This window comes from Bacillus cereus group sp. MG4 (genome assembly GCF_040460055.1).
GTDB classification, from domain to species: domain Bacteria; phylum Bacillota; class Bacilli; order Bacillales; family Bacillaceae_G; genus Bacillus_A; species Bacillus_A wiedmannii.
This window is the reverse complement of sequence record NZ_JARVGZ010000001.1, coordinates 4,591,010-4,617,098: the sequence shown is the minus strand read 5'-3', so window position 1 is coordinate 4,617,098 and position 26,089 is coordinate 4,591,010. Positions and strand designations below refer to the sequence as shown.

The following is a 26,089-nucleotide window of genomic DNA, read 5'->3' as shown; positions in this document are numbered from 1 at the left end:
GCATATACCCTTATTCATGATGGAAACCATTTTTAGTTTTTTAGTTCAACCCACTTATAGCTAAATTCTCCGCCATATTTATGTTCTAATAGGCCAGTAATTGAGCCACGTTGTAAATAAGCTTTTCCTGGTTGATATACTGGAGCAATCGCTGCATCTTCAAGCAGTTGTTTTTCTGCTTGTAATAATGCATCCCAGCGAGCTTGTACATCAACTTCTGTTTTCGCTTTTTTAATTAAATCATCATACGCTGCATTTGCGTAATTTACTTTGTTTTGCGCATTACCTGTCGTATACATTTCAAGGAATGACATTGGATCCATATAATCTGGACTCCATCCCGCGTATGACATTGCGTAATCTCCACTTGCTTCAAGTTTTAATTTTTGTGCAAATGGCTGCATTTTTGTTGAAACTGTTAAACCTGGTAAGTTCTTTTCAAATTGGCCTTTTAAATACTCTCCGACTTTTTTAGCATCATCAGTATCAAAGTTTAATAGCTCTAACTCTACTTTGTCTACACCAAGTTCTTTTTTACCAGCTTCCCAGTATTTTTGAGCTTCTTTAATATCCTCTTTTATAAGCTTTCCGTTTTCTTCACGGAAGTCTTTTCCATTCGGACCTTTTGCTAAGCCTTTCGGAACAAAACCATATATCCCCTCTGAACCATCGTTTAAGATAACTTTCCCGATATTTTCACGCTCAAAGGACATTGCAATTGCTTTTCGGATATTTTTATTTGCTAAAAATTTATTCTTTTCATTTAAGCGAATAAATTGTGTAGATGGTCTCTTAATCGTTTTGAAGTCAGCATCTGATTTGTATTTGTCTACAAACTCTGATGTTAAGACTACACGATCAATTGCTTTCGTTTCATATAAATTTATAGCAGTTGAACGATCCTTAACAATATTGAAGTTTATTTCCTCAAGTTTTACTTCTTTATTTTCCCAATACGTTAGATTCTTCGTAAGTTTGAAGCTTTGTTCATGCTTCCATTCATTTAATACGAATGGACCATTATAAAGTGTCGTATTGGATTCTAATCCAAATTTTGCTCCTTGTTCTGTTACAAACTTCTCATTCAAAGGATACAATGTTGGATAGACTGTTAAACTTACAAAATAAGGAACAGGGTTATCTAATTCCACTTCAAGTGTATGATCATCAATTGCCTTTACACCAAGTTCTTCAACTGGTAATTCTTTTTTGTTAACTTTCTCCGCATTTTTAACATCAAATAGTATGTAAGCAAACTTGGCACCTGTGTTTGAATCTACAGCTCTTCGCCAAGAATAAACGAAGTCTTTCGCTGTTACAGGTTCACCATTAGACCATTTCGCATCTTCACGTAATTTAAATACATACTTTTTGCCATCTTCTGATTTCTCATAATATTTAGCGACACCTGGAACAAGCTTATCGTCTTTCCCCAGACGATATAATCCTTCCATTGTGTTATTCATGATGTTAGAAGATGTTGCATCTGTTGATAACGTCGTATCCATAGTTGGGATTTCAGCTGTCTCGGTTAGATTTAACACTTGCTTGTTTGAGGATTTTTCTTTTGCGCCTGCTTTATTATCCTCTTTTTGGTAACTACAAGCTCCTAACATACTGACAGTCAACGTCGATGCAAGTAATAACGGTATCTTTTTCTTCATGTTGTGTTGCCTCCCCTAATTGCACTTCCTGTACCCTCACTTGTAAAAATGTAGAATTGAAAGAATAATCTCCAAGTTTCTACAATTTTCATTATACATATAATATAACAATTGTGAATATAGTTTTTTGTTTTTTTGTTAAAATTTTTAATAAAATGTTTATTTTTTTATTTTTTTGTAAAGGGATACGTTAACATTGCTACCATCATCTTGAAATCAGACCTTTAATTGCGTATAATTTTCAAAAAATTAATTCTAGTACATATTATAGCTTTTATAGTATAATAATTCTAGTAATATTTTGACGGAGGGGAACATTTTGAATAAAGTTTTTTTTCATACTTGTATACTAATTTTCATAGCGATAATCGCTTCTAGTATTGGCGCATTCCTCGTTTCATCGCATTTTTTGTTGAATTTTGTCAATATATCGTTTTATGTCGCACTATTTTTTATTCTTGTTGGCGGTTTTTTATTCATATTTCAAAATGGATTTTTTAATGTAACAATTTACGCCTTCCAAAGAGTATTTGGTACGAACAAAAAAATTGAGTCTTTAATTGAAGAAGTAGAGGAACCTGTCGATAAGAAAGAACGTATTTATAAAACATATTCATTCAAATGGACGTATCCAATTTGTATTACAGGTATCGTTCTTGGGTTGTTCTCGACCCTCATTAGCTTTACTATTTTGATGTAGTTTGCAAACACTATCCCATATGATATAATAATCAGCAAAACATTTTGTTATAAAACTTTAGTTCTTTCATATTAAAAGAGCTCAGGTAACAATAAATAAATTTATATGTATGCGATGATAAAGAAGAGTACATATTGAGGCAATTTCAGAGAGCTTGTGGCTGGTGTGAACAAGTAATTGCGCAGTGTGGAATGGGCTTTTGAGCACCAAACCGAACCGAAAGTAGTAGGCTTTGGCGTTATATCCAAACGTTATTATGGATTAGAGAGATTTCACAGTAGTGAAATAATTAGGGTGGTACCGCGGTCCATTCGTCCCTATAGTTTTTGGGATGAATGGGCTTTTTTGTTTGCCTTCTCTTCCCCATCACGCATTCAAATTTAGGAGGAATTACTTATGTCAGTTATCTTTTCTGGTATTCAGCCGAGTGGAACGATTACACTTGGAAACTATTTAGGAGCTATGAAGCAATTTACAGAGCTTCAAAATGAACACGACTGTTATTTCTGTATTGTAAACCAACATGCGATTACAGTACCTCAAGATCCCGTACAACTTCGTAAAAACATTCGCAGTCTTGCTGCACTTTATGTAGCATGTGGCATCGATCCTGAAAAAGCTACTTTATTTGTACAATCAGAAGTACCAGCACACGCTCAACTAGGATGGATTATGCAATCAGTTGCTTACGTTGGTGAATTAGAACGTATGACGCAATATAAAGATAAATCTTCTGGTAGAGATTCAGTTCCAGCTGGATTACTAACGTATCCACCATTAATGGCTGCTGATATTTTACTTTACAACACTGAAATCGTACCTGTTGGTGATGATCAAAAACAACATATGGAATTAACACGCGACCTAGCAGAGCGTTTCAACAAACGCTTCCGTGAAGTGTTCACTGTTCCTGAAATTCGTATTCCAAAAGTAGGAGCTCGCGTTATGTCATTAACAGAACCTACGAAAAAAATGAGTAAATCTGATCCGAACCCAAAAGCAATGATCAGTATGCTTGATGAACCAAAAACAATTGAAAAGAAAATTAAAAGTGCTGTAACTGATTCTGAAGGTATCGTGAAATTTGATAAAGAAAACAAACCTGGCATCTCTAACTTATTAACAATCTACTCTTCATTCTCTGGAAAAACAGTTGAAGAAATCGAAGCAATGTACGAAGGAAAAGGATACGGAGACTTCAAAGGCGACCTAGCACAAGTAGTCGTAGAAGCAATTCGTCCAATCCAAGACAAATATAACGAACTAATCAACTCACCAGAACTAGACGAAATTCTAGACAAAGGTGCAGAAAAAGCAAACCGCGTTGCATTCAAACAACTACGCAAAGTAGAAAACGCAATGGGACTAAGCAGAAAACGTAGGTAACATATAAAGCGGAAGCGGCTCGCTTAGAATGTGAGGGGGATGGCGCTCCTGACGTAGAGGCGCTTTTTTCCTCGCAGGAAGGCGCGAAGCCACCGAATATTCTTGCCGCTGAAGCTAAGTTACAACAAATTAAAAAACCGCCAATTGGCGGTTTTTTAATTTACCTTTTGCTCGTTTTCCATTTCCCATAACTTTTCAAAAAATGGCTGTCCTTTTACGAGACGCTCACATAATTGTTCGTGCTTCTCAGACCAGCCTGTTTTCGCTTCATCATACAGTTTAGCCCAAATATCTTCAAATTCCATATGTTGAACCATTCCGTATGCTGATGGATCCCACTCTGTGAACCAATAGCGAATTTCTGCTGTATTTTTCGTTGTATGTAATTGATCTAACGCCATAAATAATAATTGTTTAAGCTGTCTTTCTTTACGAGTTAAGCCATTCATAATGAAAGGTGATGGTGATAAAATATGATGTTCTTTTTCCATTTCTTCTACTTGGAACTCATACTTTTCTGCTTGTACGTTTTCTACCATCTCATATACCATCTGCTCTTGGCGCGGTATAAGTCTGCTTTTTCGAATTGGTACATTGTAACCAATTGTGTCGATCGCAATAATTCCTTTTCCATCTGTAACAACAAAGCAATACTCTTGCTGCAAACGTTCATGATTTTTACGAATATATGCCTTATGATGTACGTCTTCCAACAATTTTTGCGGAAGCTCTAACAATTCGTCCTCGATGTAATGATATAATGTGGCATCTACTTTTAATAATGGCACTTGATCTAATAGCTCAATCGTATCATCTTTCCGCCATTCGTAAAAATGACAAACGTTATACCCATTCTCTTCACCTTCAAACCAATTTACCCATACATCATGTAGATATAACATTCACTACCCCTCACTTCACTACTGTTTGTATCAATCATTATGTTCAATTTTTCTTAACTTTATTCCACCTAAGGAAATATATTCTAATTATTATTTTTTCTTCTATTAATACTAAAAAAAACAGGAAATAGAGCTCCTGTTTTTTATATATGAAATGTATTTGCTTTATTCAATATTTCTTTTGCATCTATAGATAATAAAGAAAGTGTATCTTCTCCTTCCAATGTTACACAATCTTTGACAATATGAAATCCAAGCGCATAGCCAAGCATCTTTGGATAAGAGTGAAATCCATTTAATAAGATGTCGTGCTCCCTTGTTCCTCGTTTTATACTTATTCTTTCATGTACAACATTTTTCCAATAATAAATAGCCTCTTCTTTTGAAAGATACATCGTCCACGGTGCATTGTTTTTTTCTGAATATCTTTCCGTTACCGCTTGCTCAGCTAGCCCTTCCATAATCATCGTATCAAGTAATGTATATTCTGTTTCTTTCGTCTCAATTTGATGTAACCTGCATATGTGATGATATTCATGCGCCAATAACACCTTTAATTCTTCCACCGAATTCCGTCCACATACGAATAAGAAAATAACGTGACGCATAGATAATCCCGCCCTACCGTTATACTCTTCTTGTATAGTTCGATTATAGGAATCTGATAATAAAATAAAGACAGGGACATCTGGACCTTTTAACCAGGTTTTCAGTTTCTCATACTCCGTACGTAACTCTTTCCAAACTTCCTTTTCCTCTAACTCTTTTACTTCTTGTTCTCCTCGTATAACTGGGCGGTACATACCTTTAGAAATTAAAAAGCGATACAACCTTTCTTTTGGCAGCGGGATATACTTCGTAAACTTTTCACACAGCTTTTCTGGCCGTCCATAATATAGATGTAACCACTCAGCAGTTTCAACAATCCCCATCTTTATCCCTCCTTTTTCTTATGTATATGCAAAAGGGGAAAAAGGCGTAAAAATAGATAAGGAGTTTTTTCGCAATATAGTGCGAAAAAACTCCTTATCTCATCTATTATTTATACGATTTAAATACTAATACTGCGTTATGACCACCGAACCCTAGTGAGTTACTTAATACTGCATTTACTTCTTGTTGTCTCGCTTTATTCGGTACGTAATCTAAGTCACATTCTGGATCTGGTGTTTCATAGTTAATTGTTGGAGGGATTACTCCGTCTGTAATTGATTTAATTGAGAAGATCGCTTCAACAGCACCAGCTGCTCCTAATAAGTGACCTGTCATTGATTTCGTTGAGCTAATTGCTACTTTGTACGCATGCTCACCGAACGTTTCTTTAATTGCCATCGTTTCATACTTTTCATTCGCATCCGTACTTGTACCGTGCGCATTAATGTAATCAATATCTTCTGGCTGTAGACCTGCATCTGCTAAAGCTTGACGCATTGCACGCACGCCGCCTTCACCGCCAGGAGCCGGCATTGTAATATGGAATGCATCACCAGTTGCACCGTAACCAGCGATTTCCGCATAAATGTGAGCACCACGAGCTAATGCGTGCTCTAATTCTTCAAGAATTAAAATACCTGAACCTTCACCCATTACGAAACCACTACGGTTTTTATCAAACGGACGGCAAGCTGTTGCTGGATCTTCATTAAATGTTAATGCTTTCGCTGAACTAAATCCTGCAAATGCCATACTTGTTAACGGCGCTTCAGCTCCGCCTGTTATCATCGCATCAGCATCACCACGCTGAATTGCTTTAAATGCATCACCAATTGAGTTTGCACCAGATGCACAAGCCGTTACAGAACAAGTGTTAATTCCTTTTGCTCCTGTTGCGATCGATACTTGACCTGCTGCCATATCTGGGATCATCATTGGTACGAAGAATGGGCTCACGCGGCGCGGACCTTTCTCAGTAAAAATCTTAAATTGTTCTTCGTATGTTTCCATACCGCCAATACCAGAACCAATCCATACACCAATTCGAGGTCCGTTTTCTTCTGTAATTTCAAGCTTTGCATCTGCAACTGCCATTTTCGCTGCTGCTACTGCATATTGTGTAAAGCGATCCATACGGCGCGCTTCTTTTTTATCAATATATTTCTCGACTTCAAAGTCGTTAATTTCTGCTGCTACTTTTGCTGGAAACAGTTCCGGATCAATTCTTGTAAGTCGTCCGATTCCAGATACACCCTTTTTAATGTTTTCCCACGCTGTTTCAACATCTGTTCCGATCGGTGTAACAGCTCCTAGTCCTGTAATTACGACCCTCTTTTTCTCCATACAAAATACACTCCTTTTTTTCTCTCAGTCCTTATTTACCCCAACGAAGAGCAACTGCTCCCCATGTTAATCCGCCGCCGAAACCAACAAGTATAATTAAATCACCATCTTGAATACGTCCATTTTGCAATTCCTCTACCATTGCAATTGGAATTGAAGAAGCTGATGTATTCCCAAACTTTTCAATTGTCATACTCATTTTTTCTTGCGGTAAATTTAATCTCTCTCTTGCAGATTCCATAATACGAATATTCGCTTGATGTGGTACTAAAAAATCCACATCCTCTTTCGTAAGTCCCGCTTTTTCTAACACGCGAAGACAGGAATCACCAAGTTGGCGAACAGCAAATTTAAAGACTTCTCTGCCGTTCATCATAACATACTCGTCTTGATAAAGATGCTTACCGCCGCTTCCGTCTGCTCCTAATTCGAAAGATAGAACGCCTCTTCCTTCTGAAACAGCCCCCATTACGATTGCACCGGCTCCGTCTCCAAATAGTACTGCTGTATTTCGATCATTCCAGTCTACAATTTTAGATAGTTTATCACTACCAACTACTAATACATTTTTATAAGTTCCCGTTTGAATAAATTGCTGCGCTGTAATCATTCCGTACATAAACCCAGCACACGCTGCGCTTAAATCCATTGCGGCTGCGTGTTTTGCGCCAATGGCTTCTTGAATGACACAAGCTACTGCTGGGAATGCGCGATCTGGTGTTACTGTTGCCACTAAAATCAGATCGATATCCTCTCCGCTAATCCCGGCATCTTCAAGTGCTTTTTTAGAAGCCTCTACCGCCATATATGAAGTATCTATTGTATCATCGGCAATGCGTCTTTCTGCAATTCCCGTTCTCGTACGAATCCATTCATCAGATGTATCTACGATTTTCTCTAAATCGTGATTTGTGACTACTTTTTCTGGCACATATCTTCCGATCCCTAAAATGCCCACGTTCACATCGCAGCCCTCCGTTTTATATCAATTATTATGACTTGGTACTAATTTTAAAACATAAATGTATTTTTGTCTAGAATATATTTCAGCTAAACCATAAATCCAGCATTATTCACTTTATTGTTTATTAAAAGAAACAGAAACATACCTTTCCTGTTTCTTTTGAAATATAAAAAGGCCCGAACCGCTTCTATCCACGGTTCGAGCCTCTCTTCCCTTCCAAAAAAGAAAGTTTTATTCTTTATCTGCTTTCCCAAGCTCATATGCTTCGTTCATAACTTTCATCAATAACTCTAATACTGGTTGTGCTTTCTCCATATCAAGCGCAATTCCATTCGAATCTAAGATGGCCTTTGCTTCTGGTAAATGCTTCATTGCGATTTGTAAAAATTGCATGCTTTTCTCATTCATATTATGTTCTTCCTCTCCATTAAAACTTTCACATACATAGTGTAACACGCTCGCTATCCTTCGTATAACTCTTTATATTTTTTCATATGTGCCAATTGTTTATTTAAACCATATTCTAACGGGGTATTTCTTTTTATCGAAATAACCTCGACAGCATCATTTCGTTCTTCCTCATTCTTTTTATTCACTTTATCCGTTGCACGTAAAAGGTTCATGCCTTTTTTCCATAATGACTTTTTACCACTAAGTAAATTGTATATACCGAGATGCTCCTCGTTCATTCCATTTTCCCATAAGTATTCACATACATCTTCCACGTACAATAGATCACTTCCATTTTCCTCACTCGCATAATGGCACTCTTTCTCATCCAGTTCTGATAAAATGAGCTGATGATACATCATAAAAGATGGTTGCCATGGCCCATATAATGTAGGAACTCGAAATACACTATATGGTGCCTCTCCTTTTTTCAATCCTTCTTCCACTTTCAAAAATAAACGTTTATTTTCAGATTCATCTGCGTTTCCTACTTCAATAGAAGAAATTAGATTTAACTTCACTTTCTGTTCTGCACACAGTCTTATAATCCGCTTTAAATACTGTAATATAACTCTTTCATTCCGAAAACCACTTTGTTGATTTGGCTCATACAAGCAAAAGTAAACCGTATCGAACTTCTCTCCTTCTACTGATTTCCATCCATCTTCATCTCTTATCGAATAATACGTAAATAACGCATTTCGTCCAATCAACAATAACTTCTCTTCATTAATTTTTGTCATATTCTCGAATTCATCAAAATCAAGACCGTACACTTCTACTTCTTCTGCAATCATTTTATTCACAAGGTGATAACCTACAAACGTAAGTCCACCTATAATTAGCACGCGCTCCATACCACCAACCCTTTCTCCTTGAAACAAATTGCTCCTCATTTATGTATATGGGAGCTTCACAATTCTTCTTCATATCTTTTAAAGAAATCAGTCGTTTGCCTAACCATTTTATATTTCACATCTTGCAGATGGAATAAGACAGAAGTATCGCATTGATTGAATTGCCTCATTTTCTCATATTTACGTAACAACTGTTTTCTTCCTCTTTTTTCTTGTGTTGATACGAAAACTTTAACAGGTACACAAGACGGAAGAAGCGTAAATGATTTCTTATTTATTTTGGATTCTAATTCTTCTTCTTTGGAATCATACGCCAAACTTAATTCCTTCACTAATCTTTTGTAAAAAAACTTATGCTCTTTTTCAAACTCCACATATTCTGGTAAATCTAAACACGGATTTAACATAACGACAGAGCGTATACATTCAGGGTATTTGTTCATCATTTCAAGTGCTACAAGTGCACCCATACCATCTGCCATAATGTGCATTTTCGCATTTAATGTCTCTTTTCTCAAAACAACATCATATAAACGTTTTGCTAGACGAACAGATTGGTCGTTTCCCCAATGTCTTCCGTATAAATTAGAGGAAAAGACCGTGTAGCCTTCCTCAATAAGGCCATGTAAAAAATAAGATCTACCTGCATGCTGTGTCCATAAACTTGTACCATTCTCAATAAAGTAGTTATAATCACCGAGAAGCATAACAGAAAATCCATTTGGCTTCTCCGGTAAATAAATGACACATGGTTCTTTTTCTAAATAAAAAAAACGTTCCGTAATACTCATTTTTCCCCCGCCTTATTTTCTAAACGTATAAAAGTACTCTTCTATAATGTATGAACGGAATGCAAATTTGCGTTGAAAAATCTACAAATATTTTTCTATATTCTTTTTTCAATTGTGTTACAATAAGGACAGATTGAACGAATAGAGGTGTAAAATATGCGTTTCATTTGGGCATTAATTTGGTCGTTCGCGCTTGTACATATGATGAGCTACGTAATCGGCTCTATGACTGGCGGTACATACGATTTTAACCAAGCGTCTATTTTCTCAGTTGTTCTTGCGGTATTAGTACTAGCAATTTCAGCTACAATTCCAAACGAGCCAGTAGAACAACACTAAAAAAAGAGTCCGGATTTTATCCGAACTCTTTTTTATTTTACTTTACATGAACGACTAATTCGTTATTTTCTACATCAACAACTACGTGACTGTTATCAGTAATTGTTCCTGCAATTAATTCTCTCGCTAATTTCGTCTCAACTTGACGCTGTACATATCGTTTTAATGGACGAGCTCCGTACATCGGATCAAAGCCAGCTTCTACAACAAATTCTCTCGCTGCGTCTGTTAATTCTACTGTAATATGACGGTCAGCTAAACGACCTTGTAATTCTTTTACAATTTTATCAACAATACCTTTAATTTCATTCGTTGTAAGAGGTTTGAATAAAATAATTTCATCGACACGGTTTAAAAACTCTGGTCGGAAATGTCCTCTTAATTGCCCCATTACAAGTTCTCTTGATTCCTCTTTAATTGAGCCATCTGCTTCTAATCCATCTAACAAATGAGCAGATCCAATATTTGAAGTCATAATAATAACCGTGTTTTTAAAGTCTACTGTACGTCCTTGAGAATCTGTAATGCGTCCATCATCTAACATTTGTAATAAAATGTTGAATACTTCTGGATGTGCTTTTTCGATTTCGTCTAACAAAATAACTGAATACGGTTTACGTCTTACCGCTTCTGTTAATTGACCGCCCTCTTCATATCCAACATATCCAGGAGGCGCACCAATTAAGCGTGACACAGCGTGTTTCTCCATATACTCAGACATGTCGATACGAATCATTTGCTCTTCACTATCGAATAAAGACTGTGCTAACGTTTTTGCAAGTTCTGTTTTACCAACACCTGTCGGTCCTAAAAAGATGAAGGAACCAATTGGACGGTTCGGGTCTTTAATACCAGCGCGTGCACGAAGAACTGCGTCTGATACTAAGCTTACCGCTTCCTCTTGTCCGATGACACGCTCTGATAAAATTTGCTCTAAGCGTAGTAATTTCTCGCGTTCACCTTCAACGAGTTTTGCGACAGGAATACCAGTCCAGCGTGAAACAATATCAGCAATCTCTTCTTCACTTACTTCCTCACGTAATAAGCGATTCTCTTGTTTATTATGTGCACCCATTTCTTCCGCTTCTTTTAACTCTTTTTCGATAGCTGGAATTTTCCCGTGACGAAGTTCAGCTGCTTTATTTAAATCGTAATTTCCTTCTGCTTCTTCTAACTCACGGCGCAAGCGCTCTAAATGTTCACGTAAGTCACGCACTTTATGAATGTCTTCTTTTTCTTTCTCCCATTTCGCTCTCATACCACTTGCAACTTCTTTTAAATCCGATAATTCACGTTGCAACGTTTTCAGGCGTTCTTGGCTACCAAAGTCCTTCTCTTTTCCAAGAGCCGCTTCTTCAATTTCCAGCTGCATAATACGACGCGTTACTTCATCTAATTCTGTTGGCATAGAATCAATCTCTGTTCGAATTGTTGCGCACGCTTCGTCAACAAGATCAATCGCTTTATCTGGTAAGAAACGATCCGAAATATATCGATCTGATAAAACGGATGCTGCTACAATCGCGCGGTCATGAATATTTACACCATGATAAATTTCAAAGCGCTCTTTTAAACCACGTAAAATGGAAATTGTATCTTCAACAGTTGGTTCTTCTGCTAATACTTGTTGGAAACGTCTTTCTAGCGCTGGATCTTTCTCAATATATTTACGATACTCATCTAACGTTGTCGCCCCGATACAATGCAGTTCACCACGCGCAAGCATCGGTTTTAACATATTTCCTGCGTCCATCGCACCTTCTGTTTTACCAGCGCCGACGATTGTGTGAAGTTCATCAATGAATAATAAAATGCGACCTTCACTCTTTTTAATTTTATTTAATACAGCTTGCAGACGCTCTTCAAACTCACCACGGAATTTCGCTCCAGCTACAAGCGCACTCATATCTAATGCGAAGATTGTTCTATCTTTTAATCCTTCTGGTACGTCCTTCTTCACAATACGCTGTGCTAATCCTTCAACGATTGCTGTTTTACCAACACCGGGTTCACCAATTAAAACCGGGTTGTTTTTCGTTTTACGTGAAAGAATGCGGATTACGCGGCGGATTTCACTATCGCGACCGATAACAGGATCAATTTTCCCTGCTCTCACTTCCGCCACTAAATCACGACCATATTTTTCTAACGCTTCATAAGTTGCTTCTGGATTTTGATTAGTCACTCTTTGATTCCCCCGAACTGTCATTAAAGACTGTAATAAATTATCTTTCGTAATGTGAAATCTTGTAAGTAATTGATTTATATCGCCTTTTTCTTCTGAAAAAGCAAGCAATACATGTTCAACTGAAATGTAGTCATCTTGCAATTTCTCTGCTTCTTTTCCTGCTCTTACAAGTAGTTGTTGCAGAGCACCTGTTATATATAATTTTCCTACTTCTGCACCGCTTCCCGTTACAGAAGGTTTTTTCTTAATTAAACTTTCGACGTCTTGCTTTAACGCTTCTATATCGACATTCATTTTTTGAAAAATACGCACTGCTAACCCATCTTGCTCTTCTAATAATGTAAACAAGAGATGAACAGTATCTACTTCTTGATGATGATGAGATACCGCTAAAGATTGGGCACTCATAATCGCCTCTTGTGTTTTTGTTGTCATTTGATTTAAGTCCATCTTTACAGTCCTCCAAATGTTTGACTTTCTTTGACCTTTGATTTGATTATACGCCAACTGCCTTTTTTATACAATAATTTTGCTTATGTATTTTCAAACTTATTATCGGAAAAAGAAAAAGGGAACATTCATTATACAACTGAAAAATATACGCAATGCGTAACGACAAAAAAGCCGCAATAATGATTGCGGCTCCTGTTACGGTTTTCTTTTATATGTCCACTGACGGTTATGATTCGCGTTATCTGGAAACTTTTCACCCGCAGTTAATTTCACCATTTGCGGATCTTTTACCATACTTCCTGTTTCACCAATTTCTACGTAAATGCCATCGTTTGGCGCTTTTTGTCCAGAACGAAACCTGCGATTTTGTCCCATTTCCATTCTCCTTCCATGACGTCTTTGCCTCATTAGTATATCCATTTTAAAAGAAAGCTTTTCTGTCATGTTTAGGAAACAAGTACTACATTTCGTTCTTGTACATATACATGAATGATACAAGCTTAGGAAGGGATTTCTTTCCTATTTGTAGAAAAAAAAGAAACCAACCTACTATAGGCCAGCTTCAAAGGAGAGTCAAACATATACGAGAAGATTACATGTTCATTATAAGCCTCATCACACGAGCAATGTAACCCTTTTCACAATTTGTACATAATGAAAAAAACATTGTTTGAACTTTCTAAAAAAATGTTGACTTTTCTTAATTTCCAGCGAGAAATAGTAGACACCACAGCACTTTGCGACGTAAGATGGATATATAGTGAACTTTCCATCTTTGGTGTTCTCACCCAGTTTAACCTCTTATTTCTGCATATTAAAAACGGAAATATAGATAGAAACAAAAAAATTATTATAAGAGGTGAAATTATGAATAAACAGCATTTAATCGCATTAGACTTAGACGGCACTTTATTAACAGACAACAAAATAATTTCCACTCGAACAAAACATACAATTGCAAAAGCAAAGGAACAAGGACATATTGTCGTTATTTCAACAGGACGTCCATTCCGTGCTAGTTTTGATTACTATAAAGAACTTGGTCTTAACACACCAATCGTAAACTTTAATGGCGCTTACGTACATCATCCTCTTGATTCAAAGTGGGGAACACATCACTCTCCTCTTGAGCTAGCAACAGCCCAAGAAATTGTCCGAGCTTGCTTTGATTTTGGTGTGAAAAATATATATGCTGAAGTAATGGACGATGTGTATGTTCGTGAAATTGATGAAGATAAAAAACATATTTTCGAATTCGGTTCTCCAAAGATTTTTACAGGAGACTTATTAAATATTTTAAACGATCATCCAACCTGCTTATTAATTGACGCACATGACGAGCATTCCAGTGCAATTCGTCAACATTTAACTGATATGCACGCTGAAGTAATCGACCATAGAAAATGGGGCGCACCTTGGCCGATTATTGAAATCGTAAAAAGCGGGTTAAATAAAGCTGTCGGATTACAAAAAATTTCTAGTCATTACAACATTCCACAAGAGCGAATTATCGCTTTCGGTGATGAAGATAACGACTTTGAAATGATTGAATTTGCTGGTCACGGCATCGCAATGGGCAATGCAATTCCTGAATTAAAATCACTCGCAAATCATACGACATTAACGAATGAAGAAGATGGTATTGCGCTATATTTAGAAGAGGTTCTTGGATTATAATCTAAAAATTCCCTGCTTATAGTTTCTCGCCAAACGCTCATACTATTATTAGACGCCGGATTATCGCGTCGATTGTTTTCAGCTAAATAAAGGGGGTTTTTCGAATGGGTAAAAAGAACAAATCAAAACGTTTTATCCAACAAGGAGCCGATGCTGTTATGAAGCATGATGCAAGATTCCCGTACAGAGGTACATTAGCTGAGGCAGAAAAAGCGAGAAGTAACTCTTCTTTTGGAGGGGTTTAAATGGGGAACTTACTATTCCAACAAGCTAGAGATGCCGTTGCAAATGCCGTATCTTGTTCAAGCGGTACTGAGCAACAAGATCTCGTATATAGGGCAAAAAACGCTTTGCACTCTGCTTATGCAAACTCTTCAACAGCTGAAAAAGTTCAGCTACGCGAAATGCAAGAGCAGTTGCAAAATATTACGAATTTACATTAAAAAAGAGGACCAGCTTTGGTCCTCTTTAATCTTTTCGAAACAAGCCAAACACCCCAACCGTCTGTAATACGTTTGTAAATGCACCTGGGTCCACTTGCCTAATAACCCTTTCTAATTCATATAACTCATAACGCGTAATAACAATCATTAACATTTCCTTATTTTCATTTGTATAAGCACCTGTTGCCGGTATAGTTGTAATCCCCCTCACTAAGCGTGAATGAATCGCCTTTCGTACATCTGCCCCATTCTTCGTAACAATTAATGCTGTAATTTTCACATGACGCGTATGAATCGCATCGATAATTCGCGTTGACACATACAAAGTCACCAAAGTATATAATGCTTTTTCCCATCCATACACATAGCCAGCCGCAATAATGATCAGTGCATTAAAGAAGAAAAAATACGTACCGACAGGCTTGTCTTTAATCTTTGATAAAATCATGGCGATTATATCTAAACCACCTGTAGAAGCCCCCCACTTCAACGCAATCCCTACCCCAATTGCTGAAATAATCCCACCAAAAATCGCATTTAATATAATATCGTTCGAAACTGCTCTAACCGGGATAATTTCTAGAAACAAAGTCATAAATATGACGCAAAGAAAACTAAAGAAAGTAAAGGCCTTTCCAACCTTTTTCCATGCTAAAATAACGACGGGAATATTAAACAAGCTAAACAATACCCCCGTTGATATGTGAATAGATAAAAAGTCACCTAATATTTGCGATAACAATTGGGACAATCCAGCAAAGCCACTCGCGTACACTTTCGCTGGCGTTAAAAATAAATTCATTCCAATCGCGTTTAACAAACCTGCGACGATTACAACGATTAACTTCTTTATAAGTTCGGTATAATTCAACTTCAAATCCATTTCGAATCCACCTTTATTATTCATGAATGCACTGCTATACATAGTCTTTACGAAAAAGGAAATGATAAACGTACAACGTTTAGAAATGGAGTTGATACATATGCCACATACGAGTGATAACGACAAAAAAGCACGCGATAATAATGCAAAGCGTACACAAAAAAATGAGCAAGAACAAAAAAATATTCAGCAAGGTAAGCGTTCCTATTCTAAAAAGACCGATCATCTTTGATTCCATCGTACATCAACAATATTGTTGATGTACTTTTTTTACATTTTACAGGGAAAAAACATTAAAAATTCACTTCATGTTCACTTCTATATTCTACAATAGCGATAACATATTCGGATGAGGTGTTGGCATGAGAGGGAAACACATTTTCATTATTACTGCACTAATAAGTATATTAATGCTAGCTGCTTGTGGACAAAAAAACAGCTCAGCTACAGTCGCTACAGCAACAGACTCAACCATTAAGAAGAGCGACTTCGAAAAACAGTTGAAAGATCGTTACGGAAAAGACATGCTATACGAAATGATGGCACAAGACGTTATCACGAAAAAATATAAAGTATCTGACGATGATGTAGATAAAGAAGTACAAAAAGCGAAAAAGCAATACGGCGATCAATTCACAGCTGTACTAGAAAACAATCGTTTAAAAGATGAAGCTGATTTCAAAAATCAAATTAAGTTCAAACTTGCTATGAATGAAGCAATTAAGAAAAGTGTTACAGAAAAAGACGTGAAAGACCACTATAAACCAGAAATTAAAGCGAGTCATATTTTAGTAAGTGACGAAAATGAAGCGAAAGAAATAAAGAAAAAATTAGATGCTGGCGCTTCATTTGAAGAATTAGCAAAACAAGAATCACAAGATCTACTATCAAAAGATAAAGGTGGAGACCTTGGATACTTCAATTCAGGCAGAATGGCGCCTGAATTTGAAACAGCTGCCTACAAACTAAAAGTCGGACAAATTAGCAATCCCGTTAAATCACCAAACGGCTATCACATTATTAAATTAACTGATAAAAAAGATTTAAAGCCTTATGATGAAGTGAAAGACTCTATTCGTAAAAACTTAGAAGCAGAACGTATTGCCGATCCTACATTCAGTCACAAGTTAATACAAAAGGAATTAAAAAAAGCAAATATTAAAATAAATGATAGTGACTTGGAAAATACGTTTACTCTTGCGCATGAGCAAGGAAATTAAAAAAGCACCGCCTTATTTTTACAGCAAAATAAGGCGGTGCTTTTTATTTAATTTACTTCTTAAAATACGTCCAACCTTCTTCTTGGTAAATCTTTTCTTCTTTCATCAACTTACCAAGCGCACGCTTAAACGCAGCTTTACTCATGTTGAAACGTTCTTTAATATCTTCTGGGTGGCTCTTATCCCAAAACGGCATCGCTCCGCCTCGTTCTTCCATATATGCATAAAGTACTGCAGCATCATCTTCCATTCCTTCTTCTTTACGAGGAAGAAGTGAAATATTAATTGTACCGTCATCTTTCACGTCAATAATACGACCTGTTACACGTTCACCGATGCGGACTTGTTCTTTTCTTTCAGTATGGTGTAAGAAAGCACGGAAATGCTCATCAGTTAGTATGAATGAACCAACTTGAAGTGAACGATACACACGTCCATTGACGTTTTTATTACGCATAGATGGCGTCGCATCTACGATAATTTCTTGCATATCACTGTCTCTTGCCGGAAGAGCGATAAGGCGATCACGATTCGTTAATTTTAACGTACAATATAATTCGTCTCCAACCTCTGGCCATACTGGCATATAAATCGGGAACTCATCAGCTGGGATTAGTATATCTTTTGATACACCAATATTAACAAACACACCTAAACTAGGAATAACTTCTACAACCTTTACCCAGTTCCAATCAAAAGTTGTAATAAGCGGCTCCTTCATTGTTGCTGAAATACGATTTTGGTGATCAAGGTATAAGAATACATCAATCGTATCGCCTTCTGCAATTTCTCCAACTAATTCGTTTTTATGTAAGAAGATTTCTTCTTCTTCATTCCCAACCATATAGCCGATTTCCGTTTCGCGTAAAACAGTTACCTGTTCAATCGATCCTAATTGTAAATACATATTTTTTAATTCCCTTCTATATATATAATTAACTTTTTTATATTTTTTATCATTCCAAACAAAAGTTAATTATAACACGGTTTTTCCTTTATTTGTCCAACTGCCCAAAATTCACTATAATTAAATAAAGACTTTATCTATAGGACTATATTACCCTACAGATGATCCGTCAAAACACTTAAGTTGCAACACTCTATCTAATCGATGTATTTTCCGCTATACTTTAATATGTATATTACATAGCCTATTTAGGTGCATGAAAAGATAGAAATTTATTTGGAGGTGCTAACTATGGCAAAAGATAGTTCTTTTGACATCGTTTCGAAAGTAGAATTACCTGAAGTAACAAACGCAATTAACATCGCATTAAAGGAAATCCAAAACCGATATGACTTTAAAGGAAGTAAAAGTGATATTAAATTAGAAAAAGAAGTACTAGTTTTAACTTCTGACGATGAGTTCAAATTAGACCAAGTAAAAGACGTTCTAATTTCTAAACTTGTAAAACGTAACGTTCCAATTAAAAACTTGGATTACGGAAAAGTTGAAGCTGCGACTGGTAACACTGTTCGCCAACGCGCAACACTTCAACAAGGTATCGATAAAGATAACGCGAAAAAAATTAACAACATCATTAAAGAAATGAAATTAAAAGTAAAAACACAAGTACAAGATGACCAAGTACGTGTTACAGCGAAAAGCCGTGATGACTTACAAGCAGTTATCGCAGCAGTTCGCAGTGCCGACTTACCGATTGACGTACAATTTATTAACTACCGCTAAAAAGAAAAACATTCTCTGTGTAGAGGATGTTTTTCTTTTTAGCGGTAGAGAAAATATTACAAAGTCTAAGATTACGAGCAATCGGATAGTTAGAATGAGTATTTAATTATTATGCATAAATGAAGAAGGTCCTTTTAATAATCGGCGCAAAAACCTCCCTCCCCACCCAAATGTAACAAATTATGAGTATAAGAATATTTTCCACCCTTTCATGTAATGTAAAATTAGTAAGGAATTTATTTTATGAAAAAATGTTAATTAAACAAGAGTTAGAAGTGGTTATTTGAAGAAATTAATACTATGTTTTTTATTAACTACATTCTGTCTATATATTGCAGGGTGTTCTAATAATATAACTACACCCGAGGATACACCTAAAACTTCAACACCTGCGAAGTGTAAATACATCAACAAAGCTTGGTATAAGAAACCTATACAATGTAATAATTGATGATATAAGTTATAAAAAAGACACCGTAAGGTGCCTTTTTTTATAGAAATTAATAAGATATTCATCAGAAATTATGAATCATTTTTTTTTTTGTTTTTCAAAATATTTTTCTTTAACCATTTTTATTAGATTTTCTTTTTCTGTTAGTTCAAAGATAAATAATGCTTTTTTCATGTTGTCAGCCACATCTTCTTCATTATATTGTTCTAGCTTTAGTAAGTTCCAAGCTTTTCCATAATATAATTCACCTAATAAATATAAAGTATTTAGATTAATAGCTAATTTAATCCCCATATCATTGTATTTTATTGCCTCTTCATGTTGATTTGCAAGACCTAAAATTTTCGCTAAATTAAAAATGATTTTTAATTTAATCTCTTTATCTCTAGGAAAATCTAACTTATTAAAATTAGCTAAACACCTTCTTAATATAGTAATACTCTTTTCATACTCTTTATTTGCCCAATGAAATATAGCCATCGACTGCATAATATCTATTTCTCTTTCTGATAAAAAATCAACATTCGTTACAGTTAGTTTTAGTGCACTATTTAAAAGATTTAAAGCAGTTTTTATTGATTTATTTACATGAAATATAGCAATGGCTTCATGCCATATTAGAAATTGTTTATCTTCTTTTAACTGGAAATTATTTTCGTTTTTCTCTTGTTTCACTATTTCGTAAAGTTCATTATATTGTTTTTGCTTTGTACAATCTCTCATTACATGTTTTACATTTTCTACATATTTTAGTTTTTTATTTTGCGTTAGTGCGAAAATATTATTTGGATCAATACCAAGTCTTTCAGATAACTGATATAACAATATACTAGATGGATAAATCATACCTTTTTCTATTTTGCTAATTTGACTTTGCGAACATATTCCATGACACAATTCGGATTGTGATATATTCTTTTTCGTTCTAAGTTCTTTAATGGTAATACCCAAATCGTAAAATTCCATTTTTCCTCCCTAAATATAGCCCTCAATGAGTATCAGAATATTTTTTCATCCTTTAATGTAATGTAAAATCAATATAGTTGCAATTATTGTTTCTTCTATCGGTCTTTTCACTTCTTTGTTCAGCTGCATTTTGAGGCAAGAGTCTTCCTTCACAGAAAAACAGGCTAGGGAGAAAGTATCCCCCCCTTAGCCTGTCCCCTCTCAGCAGAAGAGTTTTCGTACTTATTAAGAACACACATCCATTACTCATTTCCGTCTCTTTTTAACAACAATTAAAAACGCAATAAACAATACGTTCACACCGACGATTAAAGAGATAAATAGCCAATTCACACCTGTTTCCCCGTTAACTTTATATACATTTGATTCTTCACGCTTTAAAACGAGATAAAAATTCCCGTTTTCTTCTCTTATAATTTCATCTTCTAACAATCCTCGTAACTCTTGTTTTTCGCCAATTGCACTTACAGGTAAAGCAACTTTTTGTGTTTCTTTCGTATTATTAATCGCTACTAATGTTACTTCATCTTTATACTTTCGTTTCAGTACACTCATTCCATCTTTATCGTATAAAAGCTCAAACGTTCCATGGCGTAAAGATGGTCTCGCTTGTCTAAGCTCACCGAGTTTCGTTATGTGCTGCACAAATTTTTCATCTGATTTGAAATCCATTAATCGTCTATTATCCGGGGTATCCCCTCCATCTAATGCAATTTCAGTCCCGTAATAAAAATTCGGAATACCTGGTGATGTTAATAAATATGTAAGGGCTAGTTTCAAACGAGATGGTGGATAATTCATATTCTCTTTTGCAATACGGGCAAACCTTTTTGTATCTTGATTATCTAAAAATGTAACGGATTCCACTTCTTTTTTACTCACATCATATAAAGGTTTCACCGATACATCCACTTTAGAAAACGATTCTACTATTTTTTCGTTATATCCACTATCTTCCTTTGTCATAATACGAAAATCTTTCTTTATCAATTGCATATCTTTTTGCACGTCATCCCAGAAAGAACGCGACTTTTTTTCACTATGTATCACATAACTTCCATCTAAATCGACTTCTTTGATCCACCATTTCATCGCGTCGATAACTTGTTGTTCGTTTTCTCCAAGCGGAAATTGGAATATAACTTTCATCCCTTTTGCATGCGCTTCTTGTACAAGTTCTTTCACATCATTTTCTGTTCCGAAATGTTCATTTACCTTTTGAAAATTTTGCACATCTAACCCATCGTACTTTCCACTTTCAAAAAACGGTGAAGGCATAACAGTCGTAAAACCCATTTCTTTTATGTAATCCAGTCTTTTTATAATCCCTCTTATATCTCCACCCTGATATCCTTCTAAATTGCCAACTTCTAACTGTTTGTCATTTTTCGGTTCTCCATTATTGAAGCGATCAATCATAATGGAATATACGACTTCGTCTCGCCACTCTCTTTTTTCATCTGCAAACGTATGTATTGGCACAAACAAAACGACAGCTAAACAAAAACAAATAAATAGTTTCCTAGTCCGTATTTTCCTCACACGCATCCCCCATGTTTTTTAATTGTAAGAATATTATACCAATTTTTAGAACGAATCACATACGTTGATTTCATTCCCTCAAAATACTTCATGTTAGATTTTCTAACATGAAGTATAAAGTTTCCTGAATTTTTAGTTGATTTTTCATTTCATTTCGAATATGATATGAAACATAACAAATCGATGTTATTTTTTCTAACATCATAGGAGGAGAGAGAATGAATACAGGAGATACGGTTTTTATGTTTGTAACGACAGTAATGGTCATGTTAATGACACCAGGATTGGCACTTTTTTATGGGGGCATGGTTCGCAGTAAAAACGTACTCAGTACGACAATGCATAGTTATAGTGCAATGGCTATCGTTTCGATTCAGTGGATTGTGATCGGCTATTCTTTATCATTCGGACCAGATTGGCACGGACTTATCGGTACACTCGATTGGTTCGGTTTAAACGGAGTTACCTACGCACCAAATCCAGACTACTCATCTACTATTCCTCACAATTTATTTATGATGTTCCAACTCATGTTCGCCATTTTAACTCCCGCTTTAATTTCAGGTGCATTCGCCGAAAGAATGCGATTTTCTGCTTTCCTTATTTTCATCCTTCTATGGACAACAATCGTTTACAATCCTGTCGCTCATTGGGTATGGGGCGTTGGCGGATGGCTAAGAGAACTCGGCGCGTTAGACTTCGCTGGCGGTAATGTCGTTCATATTACATCTGGGGTCGCCGGCCTTGTATTAGCTATTTTCCTTGGAAAACGAAAAAACATAAACGGTACTTCTCCTCACCATTTACCATTCACAATGTTAGGCGCAGGCTTACTATGGTTCGGCTGGTTCGGTTTTAACGTCGGAAGTGCATTATCTTTAAACGACGTAGCTTTAACTGCATTTATTAATACAAATATAGCCGCTGCTGCCTCTGCATTAACTTGGATGCTTTCAGAATGGTTCTTCCAATCAAAACCGACTGCGATGGGAGCTGCTTGTGGTGTAGTTTCCGGTCTAGTCGCTATTACACCAGCTTGCGGGTTCGTTACACCTTTCTCCGCCCTTCTTATCGGAGCAATTGGCGGCGTATTATGTTTCGGTGCTGTCTTCTTCTTAAAAACGAAATTTGGGTACGACGATACACTTGATGCATTCGGATGTCACGGCATCGGAGGAACTTGGGGCGGTATTGCAACAGGACTCTTTGCAACTACTACTGTAAATGCTGATGGCGCTAACGGATTATTTTACGGAAACGCTGCTTTACTATTTAAACAACTGGTAGCAATCGGCGCAACATATGCATTCACGATCATAATGACGTACGCCATTATTAAAGCGATTAACTTCTTCCTCCCTGTTCGGGTAGATGAACACGAAGAACATATGGGACTTGATATTTCGATGCACGGAGAGAAAGCTTATGAGTATACAGAGCGAGTGAACTAAAAAAAGAGATGCAATCTATTAGTAGTAGATTGCATCTCTTTTTATTATACTGCCGGTGGTATACCCTAGTTGGTATATTCATGAATATATCAACGATTATTCGGATATATCGACGATTTTTTAAATATATCAGCAATTCTTTCATTATATCGACGTTTCGACACAGAATATCGATTTACCAACAAATTCCGACATGACGAAAATGAAAAACACCCCGTGTAAAGCTTATTTTACACATAAAAAGACGACCGAAACCCGGTCGTCTTTTCCTACTTATTTCGGAGCATTTCCCACATATTGCGTAATATCAACATTTAAAGCTTGCGCTAAACGCATTCCGTAATCGTGATCTGCACGGAAGAAGTTACAAATAGCTAGTAATTTCGTGCGCTCATTTACGTCTTTTAAGTCATTTGTTAAGTTTGCAATTAAATTGTCTTGCTCTTCTTTAGAGAATGAACGGTAACGCTCACCTGCTTGTTTGAAATCATTTGGTTTGTCAATTTTTTCACGAGATACATAGCCTTCTACTTTCATAGTTGAATCGCGGTAAGTTGGGTCTTCAACTGGATTTTCAGTATGACGGCTCGGTTCGTAGTTGATTGTAGATGGGTTTTGATTGATTTGCATCGCACCATCACGTTGTTGGTTGTGAACAGCTGCGTACGGGCAGTTTACAGGAATTTGTAAGTAGTTCGCACCAAGACGGTAACGCTGTGTATCTGGATAAGAGAATAAACGACCTTGTAATAATTTATCTTCAGATGGTTCAATACCATTTACAGTTGCACTTGGAGAGAACGCCACTTGTTCTACTTCAGCGAAGAAGTTTTTCGGGTTACGATTTAACGTCATCGTCCCTACTTCAATTAACGGGAAGCGATCTTCTGGCCATACTTTCGTTGGGTCTAGTGGATCAAAGTCTAAAGAATCCGTTTCATCTAGTTGCATCACTTGCACATGTAAATCCCACTTCGGATAATTTCCTTTTTCGATTGCATCGAACAAGTCACGAGTTGCATGGTTGAAGTCTTTTCCTTGTACTTCTTGCACCTCTTTTGCACTTAAGTTACGTACACTTTGCTGTGGTTTCCAGTGATATTTAATGTAGACGATTTTACCTTCTGCATTAATCCATTTAAATGAATGGACACCGAAACCTTCCATTTCACGATAGCTTGCTGGTGTACCGTAATCAGAAAATACCCACGTCATCATATGTGTAGATTCCGGACTTAACGTCATGAAATCCCAGTAACGATCTGGTGTTTGAACATTTGTATCAGGTGCTGGTTTTAAAGAATGCACCATATCAGGGAATTTAATTGCATCACGAATGAAGAAGACTGGTAAGTGGTTACCTACGATATCGTAATTTCCTTCTTCTGTATAAAATTTAACAGCGAACCCACGTGGATCACGGGCTGTTTCCGGAGAACCTTGACCATGAATAACCGTTGAGAAACGAACAAATACAGGCGTTTCAGTTCCTTCATTTTGTAAAAATGCTGCTTTTGTATATTGCTTCATGCTGTTTTTCGTTACGAACACACCGTGAGCACCTGCACCACGTGCATGCACAACACGCTCTGGAATACGTTCACGATCAAAGTGCGCAAGTTTTTCTACTAAATGATAGTCTTCTAATAATACCGGTCCACGGCGACCAGCTGTACGAGAATTTTGGTTGTCTCCAACTGGAGCACCTTGGTTTGTTGTTAAGCGATTATTTGGATTCATCTAGGGGGATCCTCCTCTTTCTTTCATGGTAATTATTATTTATTTAAAATTATTATAAACTAATTATTATTCAAAACTAAATTCTTGTCAACTATTTCCTTCATTTTTTTGGAAACAATTTCAGCTAAGCAATCGATAAATACAGATTGTGAATTTGGCATATTTGGTCTAAAATATGCCACGTTTAATTCATCAGTTACAACTTTACATTCGTAATCATTGTCATATAAAACTTCTAAATGCTCTGCTACAAACCCAACCGGACAGTATACGAAAGATTCATAACCATGCTTTTCAAATAAACCTCTCGTTAAATCTTGCACATCCGGACCAATCCATGGGTCAGGCGTATTTCCAGCACTTTGCCAACCCATTGTATAGTTTCGAATATCGGCAGCCTTCGCAATTAAATCTGCCGTATGCTGCAATTGCTCCACATAAGGGTCCCCTGCTGCAATAATTTTCTCTGGCAAACTATGTGCTGAAAAAATTACGACTGCTTTCTCTTTATCTTCAATCTTTGTAAATGTTTCTTTTAGTTGCTCTGCCCAATACGAAATAAACTTCGGTTCATCGTACCATTGTTCAATCGGTTCAATAACAGGCCCACCAATTTCTTCCGAAAGACGAATAGCACGGTCATTATATGCTTTAATGCTAAATGTAGAATAATGCGGTGCTAATACGATACTAATCGCCTGCTCAATTCCATCTTTCTTCATCTCTTCTACTGCATCTTCTATAAATGGGGCAATATGTTTTAATCCTAAGTAACAAGTAAATTCATACTCTGTAAATATATTATTCATAGAATCTGTTAATTTATGCGTTTGCTCTTTCGTAATTTTTGCAAGTGGTGAAATTCCGCCAATCGCTTTATAGCGTCTGATTAAGTCTTGGAGTGCTTCTTCTGAAGGTTTATGCCCGTGGCGAATATGTGTATAGTACGCTTCTACATCATCTAATGATTCTGGCGTTCCATACGCCATTACGAGTAAACCTATTTTTTTCTTTATCATCTATATAACACCTCAATTTTATAAATGAGAATCTTT

At 36.3% G+C, this 26,089-nt stretch carries 26 protein-coding genes and 1 other annotated feature; of the genes, 10 read left to right on the top strand and 16 right to left on the bottom strand.

The annotated features are described in order from the left end of the window. Positions 1-32 precede the first annotated feature (32 nt). On the bottom strand, positions 33-1,664 hold the full coding sequence (locus QCI41_RS24255; RefSeq protein WP_353836458.1) for a peptide ABC transporter substrate-binding protein: 1,632 nt from the start codon (positions 1,662-1,664) through the stop codon (positions 33-35). A gap of 319 nt (positions 1,665-1,983) precedes the next feature. Between QCI41_RS24255 and QCI41_RS24250 the strand changes: the two genes are divergently transcribed. Next, a complete protein-coding gene (locus QCI41_RS24250) occupies positions 1,984-2,364 on the top strand; it encodes a DUF3899 domain-containing protein (RefSeq protein WP_048559568.1) in 381 nt (126 codons plus the stop codon). Positions 2,365-2,469: 105 nt separating this feature from the next. Then, positions 2,470-2,686 (top strand) — a binding site (T-box leader). Between the two features lie 74 nt (positions 2,687-2,760). Then, the gene (gene trpS / locus QCI41_RS24245; RefSeq protein WP_000110999.1) at positions 2,761-3,750 is read left to right on the top strand and encodes a tryptophan--tRNA ligase; all 990 of its coding nucleotides are present in this window, start codon (positions 2,761-2,763) and stop codon (positions 3,748-3,750) included. 155 nt (positions 3,751-3,905) lie between these two features. On the opposite strand, the gene QCI41_RS24240 is transcribed toward trpS, so the two are convergent. From QCI41_RS24240 to QCI41_RS24210, 7 genes are all read right to left on the bottom strand, one after another. Next, positions 3,906-4,652, bottom strand: a complete 747-nt coding sequence (locus tag QCI41_RS24240; RefSeq protein WP_000966116.1) for a YjbA family protein — start codon at positions 4,650-4,652, stop codon at positions 3,906-3,908. A 143-nt stretch (positions 4,653-4,795) separates the two neighbouring features. After that, positions 4,796-5,584 carry a DUF2268 domain-containing putative Zn-dependent protease gene (locus QCI41_RS24235; RefSeq protein WP_046957009.1) on the bottom strand — a complete coding sequence of 263 codons (789 nt, stop codon included), beginning with the start codon at positions 5,582-5,584 and terminating at the stop codon, positions 4,796-4,798. A gap of 106 nt (positions 5,585-5,690) precedes the next feature. Continuing rightward, entirely contained in the window at positions 5,691-6,929 is a 1,239-nt protein-coding gene (gene fabF, locus QCI41_RS24230) for a beta-ketoacyl-ACP synthase II (protein WP_000412643.1), read from the bottom strand. 31 nt (positions 6,930-6,960) lie between these two features. Then, the gene (fabH, locus tag QCI41_RS24225) at positions 6,961-7,893 is read right to left on the bottom strand and encodes a beta-ketoacyl-ACP synthase III (protein WP_001100551.1); all 933 of its coding nucleotides are present in this window, start codon (positions 7,891-7,893) and stop codon (positions 6,961-6,963) included. A gap of 231 nt (positions 7,894-8,124) precedes the next feature. Further along, positions 8,125-8,301, bottom strand: a complete 177-nt coding sequence (locus QCI41_RS24220; protein ID WP_001003337.1) for a ComZ family protein — start codon at positions 8,299-8,301, stop codon at positions 8,125-8,127. Between the two features lie 53 nt (positions 8,302-8,354). Then, positions 8,355-9,227: an NAD-dependent epimerase/dehydratase family protein gene (locus QCI41_RS24215; protein ID WP_000486177.1), complete on the bottom strand. Its 873-nt coding sequence runs from the start codon at positions 9,225-9,227 to the stop codon at positions 8,355-8,357. A gap of 29 nt (positions 9,228-9,256) precedes the next feature. After that, positions 9,257-9,991, bottom strand: coding sequence for a lipase family protein (locus tag QCI41_RS24210; RefSeq protein ID WP_353836459.1), 735 nt, complete (start codon positions 9,989-9,991; stop codon positions 9,257-9,259). Between the two features lie 156 nt (positions 9,992-10,147). Here QCI41_RS24210 and QCI41_RS24205 point away from each other — a divergent pair, with 156 nt between their 5' ends. Beyond that, positions 10,148-10,330, top strand: a complete 183-nt coding sequence (locus QCI41_RS24205; RefSeq protein WP_001211113.1) for a YjzD family protein — start codon at positions 10,148-10,150, stop codon at positions 10,328-10,330. Positions 10,331-10,367: 37 nt separating this feature from the next. Here the strand turns inward: QCI41_RS24205 and clpB are convergent, their stop codons facing one another. Beyond that, positions 10,368-12,968 (bottom strand): ATP-dependent chaperone ClpB, encoded by a 2,601-nt coding sequence (gene clpB, locus QCI41_RS24200; RefSeq protein WP_353836460.1) that lies wholly within the window; start codon positions 12,966-12,968, stop codon positions 10,368-10,370. A 198-nt stretch (positions 12,969-13,166) separates the two neighbouring features. Then, entirely contained in the window at positions 13,167-13,346 is a 180-nt protein-coding gene (locus QCI41_RS24195) for a YjzC family protein (protein ID WP_000531420.1), read from the bottom strand. A 492-nt stretch (positions 13,347-13,838) separates the two neighbouring features. Between QCI41_RS24195 and QCI41_RS24190 the strand changes: the two genes are divergently transcribed. From QCI41_RS24190 to QCI41_RS24180, 3 genes are all read left to right on the top strand, one after another. After that, positions 13,839-14,648 (top strand): Cof-type HAD-IIB family hydrolase, encoded by an 810-nt coding sequence (locus tag QCI41_RS24190; protein ID WP_048545178.1) that lies wholly within the window; start codon positions 13,839-13,841, stop codon positions 14,646-14,648. A 104-nt stretch (positions 14,649-14,752) separates the two neighbouring features. Then, on the top strand, positions 14,753-14,893 hold the full coding sequence (locus QCI41_RS24185; protein WP_000516816.1) for a hypothetical protein: 141 nt from the start codon (positions 14,753-14,755) through the stop codon (positions 14,891-14,893). Beyond that, positions 14,894-15,091, top strand: a complete 198-nt coding sequence (locus QCI41_RS24180) for a DUF3813 domain-containing protein (RefSeq protein WP_000527398.1) — start codon at positions 14,894-14,896, stop codon at positions 15,089-15,091. A 25-nt stretch (positions 15,092-15,116) separates the two neighbouring features. Here QCI41_RS24180 and QCI41_RS24175 read toward each other — a convergent pair whose 3' ends face one another. Then, positions 15,117-15,974 carry a YitT family protein gene (locus QCI41_RS24175; protein WP_000364451.1) on the bottom strand — a complete coding sequence of 286 codons (858 nt, stop codon included), beginning with the start codon at positions 15,972-15,974 and terminating at the stop codon, positions 15,117-15,119. 100 nt (positions 15,975-16,074) lie between these two features. Here QCI41_RS24175 and QCI41_RS24170 point away from each other — a divergent pair, with 100 nt between their 5' ends. Beyond that, positions 16,075-16,206 (top strand): DUF3941 domain-containing protein, encoded by a 132-nt coding sequence (locus tag QCI41_RS24170; protein WP_001120852.1) that lies wholly within the window; start codon positions 16,075-16,077, stop codon positions 16,204-16,206. A 130-nt stretch (positions 16,207-16,336) separates the two neighbouring features. Continuing rightward, positions 16,337-17,194 carry a peptidylprolyl isomerase PrsA gene (prsA, locus tag QCI41_RS24165; RefSeq protein WP_149294164.1) on the top strand — a complete coding sequence of 286 codons (858 nt, stop codon included), beginning with the start codon at positions 16,337-16,339 and terminating at the stop codon, positions 17,192-17,194. A gap of 52 nt (positions 17,195-17,246) precedes the next feature. On the opposite strand, the gene QCI41_RS24160 is transcribed toward prsA, so the two are convergent. Beyond that, the gene (locus QCI41_RS24160) at positions 17,247-18,101 is read right to left on the bottom strand and encodes a CvfB family protein (RefSeq protein ID WP_353836461.1); all 855 of its coding nucleotides are present in this window, start codon (positions 18,099-18,101) and stop codon (positions 17,247-17,249) included. 291 nt (positions 18,102-18,392) lie between these two features. On the opposite strand from QCI41_RS24160, the gene QCI41_RS24155 reads away from it, so the two are divergent. Beyond that, positions 18,393-18,884, top strand: a complete 492-nt coding sequence (locus tag QCI41_RS24155; RefSeq protein ID WP_001040146.1) for a YajQ family cyclic di-GMP-binding protein — start codon at positions 18,393-18,395, stop codon at positions 18,882-18,884. A gap of 529 nt (positions 18,885-19,413) precedes the next feature. Here QCI41_RS24155 and QCI41_RS24150 read toward each other — a convergent pair. Further along, positions 19,414-20,301: a helix-turn-helix domain-containing protein gene (locus tag QCI41_RS24150; protein WP_353836462.1), complete on the bottom strand. Its 888-nt coding sequence runs from the start codon at positions 20,299-20,301 to the stop codon at positions 19,414-19,416. Positions 20,302-20,547: 246 nt separating this feature from the next. Continuing rightward, positions 20,548-21,849, bottom strand: a complete 1,302-nt coding sequence (locus tag QCI41_RS24145) for an alpha-amylase family glycosyl hydrolase (protein ID WP_353836463.1) — start codon at positions 21,847-21,849, stop codon at positions 20,548-20,550. Between the two features lie 212 nt (positions 21,850-22,061). Between QCI41_RS24145 and QCI41_RS24140 the strand changes: the two genes are divergently transcribed. Continuing rightward, a complete protein-coding gene (locus QCI41_RS24140; RefSeq protein ID WP_046957003.1) occupies positions 22,062-23,294 on the top strand; it encodes an ammonium transporter in 1,233 nt (410 codons plus the stop codon). Positions 23,295-23,567: 273 nt separating this feature from the next. On the opposite strand, the gene katB is transcribed toward QCI41_RS24140, so the two are convergent. Next, positions 23,568-25,034 (bottom strand): catalase KatB, encoded by a 1,467-nt coding sequence (gene katB / locus QCI41_RS24135; protein WP_001069188.1) that lies wholly within the window; start codon positions 25,032-25,034, stop codon positions 23,568-23,570. Positions 25,035-25,093: 59 nt separating this feature from the next. Then, on the bottom strand, positions 25,094-26,053 hold the full coding sequence (hemH, locus tag QCI41_RS24130; RefSeq protein ID WP_353836464.1) for a ferrochelatase: 960 nt from the start codon (positions 26,051-26,053) through the stop codon (positions 25,094-25,096). Positions 26,054-26,089: the final 36 nt, after the last annotated feature.

Bases quoted from the DNA above. Each gene is read 5' to 3' on its own strand.
- QCI41_RS24235 (WP_046957009.1), bottom strand. From the start codon at position 5,584: ATGGGGATTGTTGAAACTGCTGAGTGGTTACATCTATATTATGGACGG.
- QCI41_RS24170 (WP_001120852.1), top strand. From the start codon at position 16,075: ATGCCACATACGAGTGATAACGACAAAAAAGCACGCGATAATAATGCA.
- QCI41_RS24210 (WP_353836459.1), bottom strand. From the start codon at position 9,991: ATGAGTATTACGGAACGTTTTTTTTATTTAGAAAAAGAACCATGTGTC.
- QCI41_RS24160 (WP_353836461.1), bottom strand. From the start codon at position 18,101: ATGTATTTACAATTAGGATCGATTGAACAGGTAACTGTTTTACGCGAA.
- QCI41_RS24150 (WP_353836462.1), bottom strand. From the start codon at position 20,301: ATGGAATTTTACGATTTGGGTATTACCATTAAAGAACTTAGAACGAAA.
- QCI41_RS24195 (WP_000531420.1), bottom strand. From the start codon at position 13,346: ATGGGACAAAATCGCAGGTTTCGTTCTGGACAAAAAGCGCCAAACGAT.
- QCI41_RS24240 (WP_000966116.1), bottom strand. From the start codon at position 4,652: ATGTTATATCTACATGATGTATGGGTAAATTGGTTTGAAGGTGAAGAG.
- clpB (WP_353836460.1), bottom strand. From the start codon at position 12,968: ATGGACTTAAATCAAATGACAACAAAAACACAAGAGGCGATTATGAGT.
- fabF (WP_000412643.1), bottom strand. From the start codon at position 6,929: ATGGAGAAAAAGAGGGTCGTAATTACAGGACTAGGAGCTGTTACACCG.
- trpS (WP_000110999.1), top strand. From the start codon at position 2,761: ATGTCAGTTATCTTTTCTGGTATTCAGCCGAGTGGAACGATTACACTT.
- prsA (WP_149294164.1), top strand. From the start codon at position 16,337: ATGAGAGGGAAACACATTTTCATTATTACTGCACTAATAAGTATATTA.
- QCI41_RS24145 (WP_353836463.1), bottom strand. From the start codon at position 21,849: ATGCGTGTGAGGAAAATACGGACTAGGAAACTATTTATTTGTTTTTGT.
- QCI41_RS24180 (WP_000527398.1), top strand. From the start codon at position 14,894: ATGGGGAACTTACTATTCCAACAAGCTAGAGATGCCGTTGCAAATGCC.
- QCI41_RS24140 (WP_046957003.1), top strand. From the start codon at position 22,062: ATGAATACAGGAGATACGGTTTTTATGTTTGTAACGACAGTAATGGTC.
- QCI41_RS24155 (WP_001040146.1), top strand. From the start codon at position 18,393: ATGGCAAAAGATAGTTCTTTTGACATCGTTTCGAAAGTAGAATTACCT.
- QCI41_RS24190 (WP_048545178.1), top strand. From the start codon at position 13,839: ATGAATAAACAGCATTTAATCGCATTAGACTTAGACGGCACTTTATTA.
- QCI41_RS24185 (WP_000516816.1), top strand. From the start codon at position 14,753: ATGGGTAAAAAGAACAAATCAAAACGTTTTATCCAACAAGGAGCCGAT.
- QCI41_RS24255 (WP_353836458.1), bottom strand. From the start codon at position 1,664: ATGAAGAAAAAGATACCGTTATTACTTGCATCGACGTTGACTGTCAGT.
- QCI41_RS24205 (WP_001211113.1), top strand. From the start codon at position 10,148: ATGCGTTTCATTTGGGCATTAATTTGGTCGTTCGCGCTTGTACATATG.
- hemH (WP_353836464.1), bottom strand. From the start codon at position 26,053: ATGATAAAGAAAAAAATAGGTTTACTCGTAATGGCGTATGGAACGCCA.
- katB (WP_001069188.1), bottom strand. From the start codon at position 25,034: ATGAATCCAAATAATCGCTTAACAACAAACCAAGGTGCTCCAGTTGGA.
- QCI41_RS24220 (WP_001003337.1), bottom strand. From the start codon at position 8,301: ATGAATGAGAAAAGCATGCAATTTTTACAAATCGCAATGAAGCATTTA.
- QCI41_RS24175 (WP_000364451.1), bottom strand. From the start codon at position 15,974: ATGGATTTGAAGTTGAATTATACCGAACTTATAAAGAAGTTAATCGTT.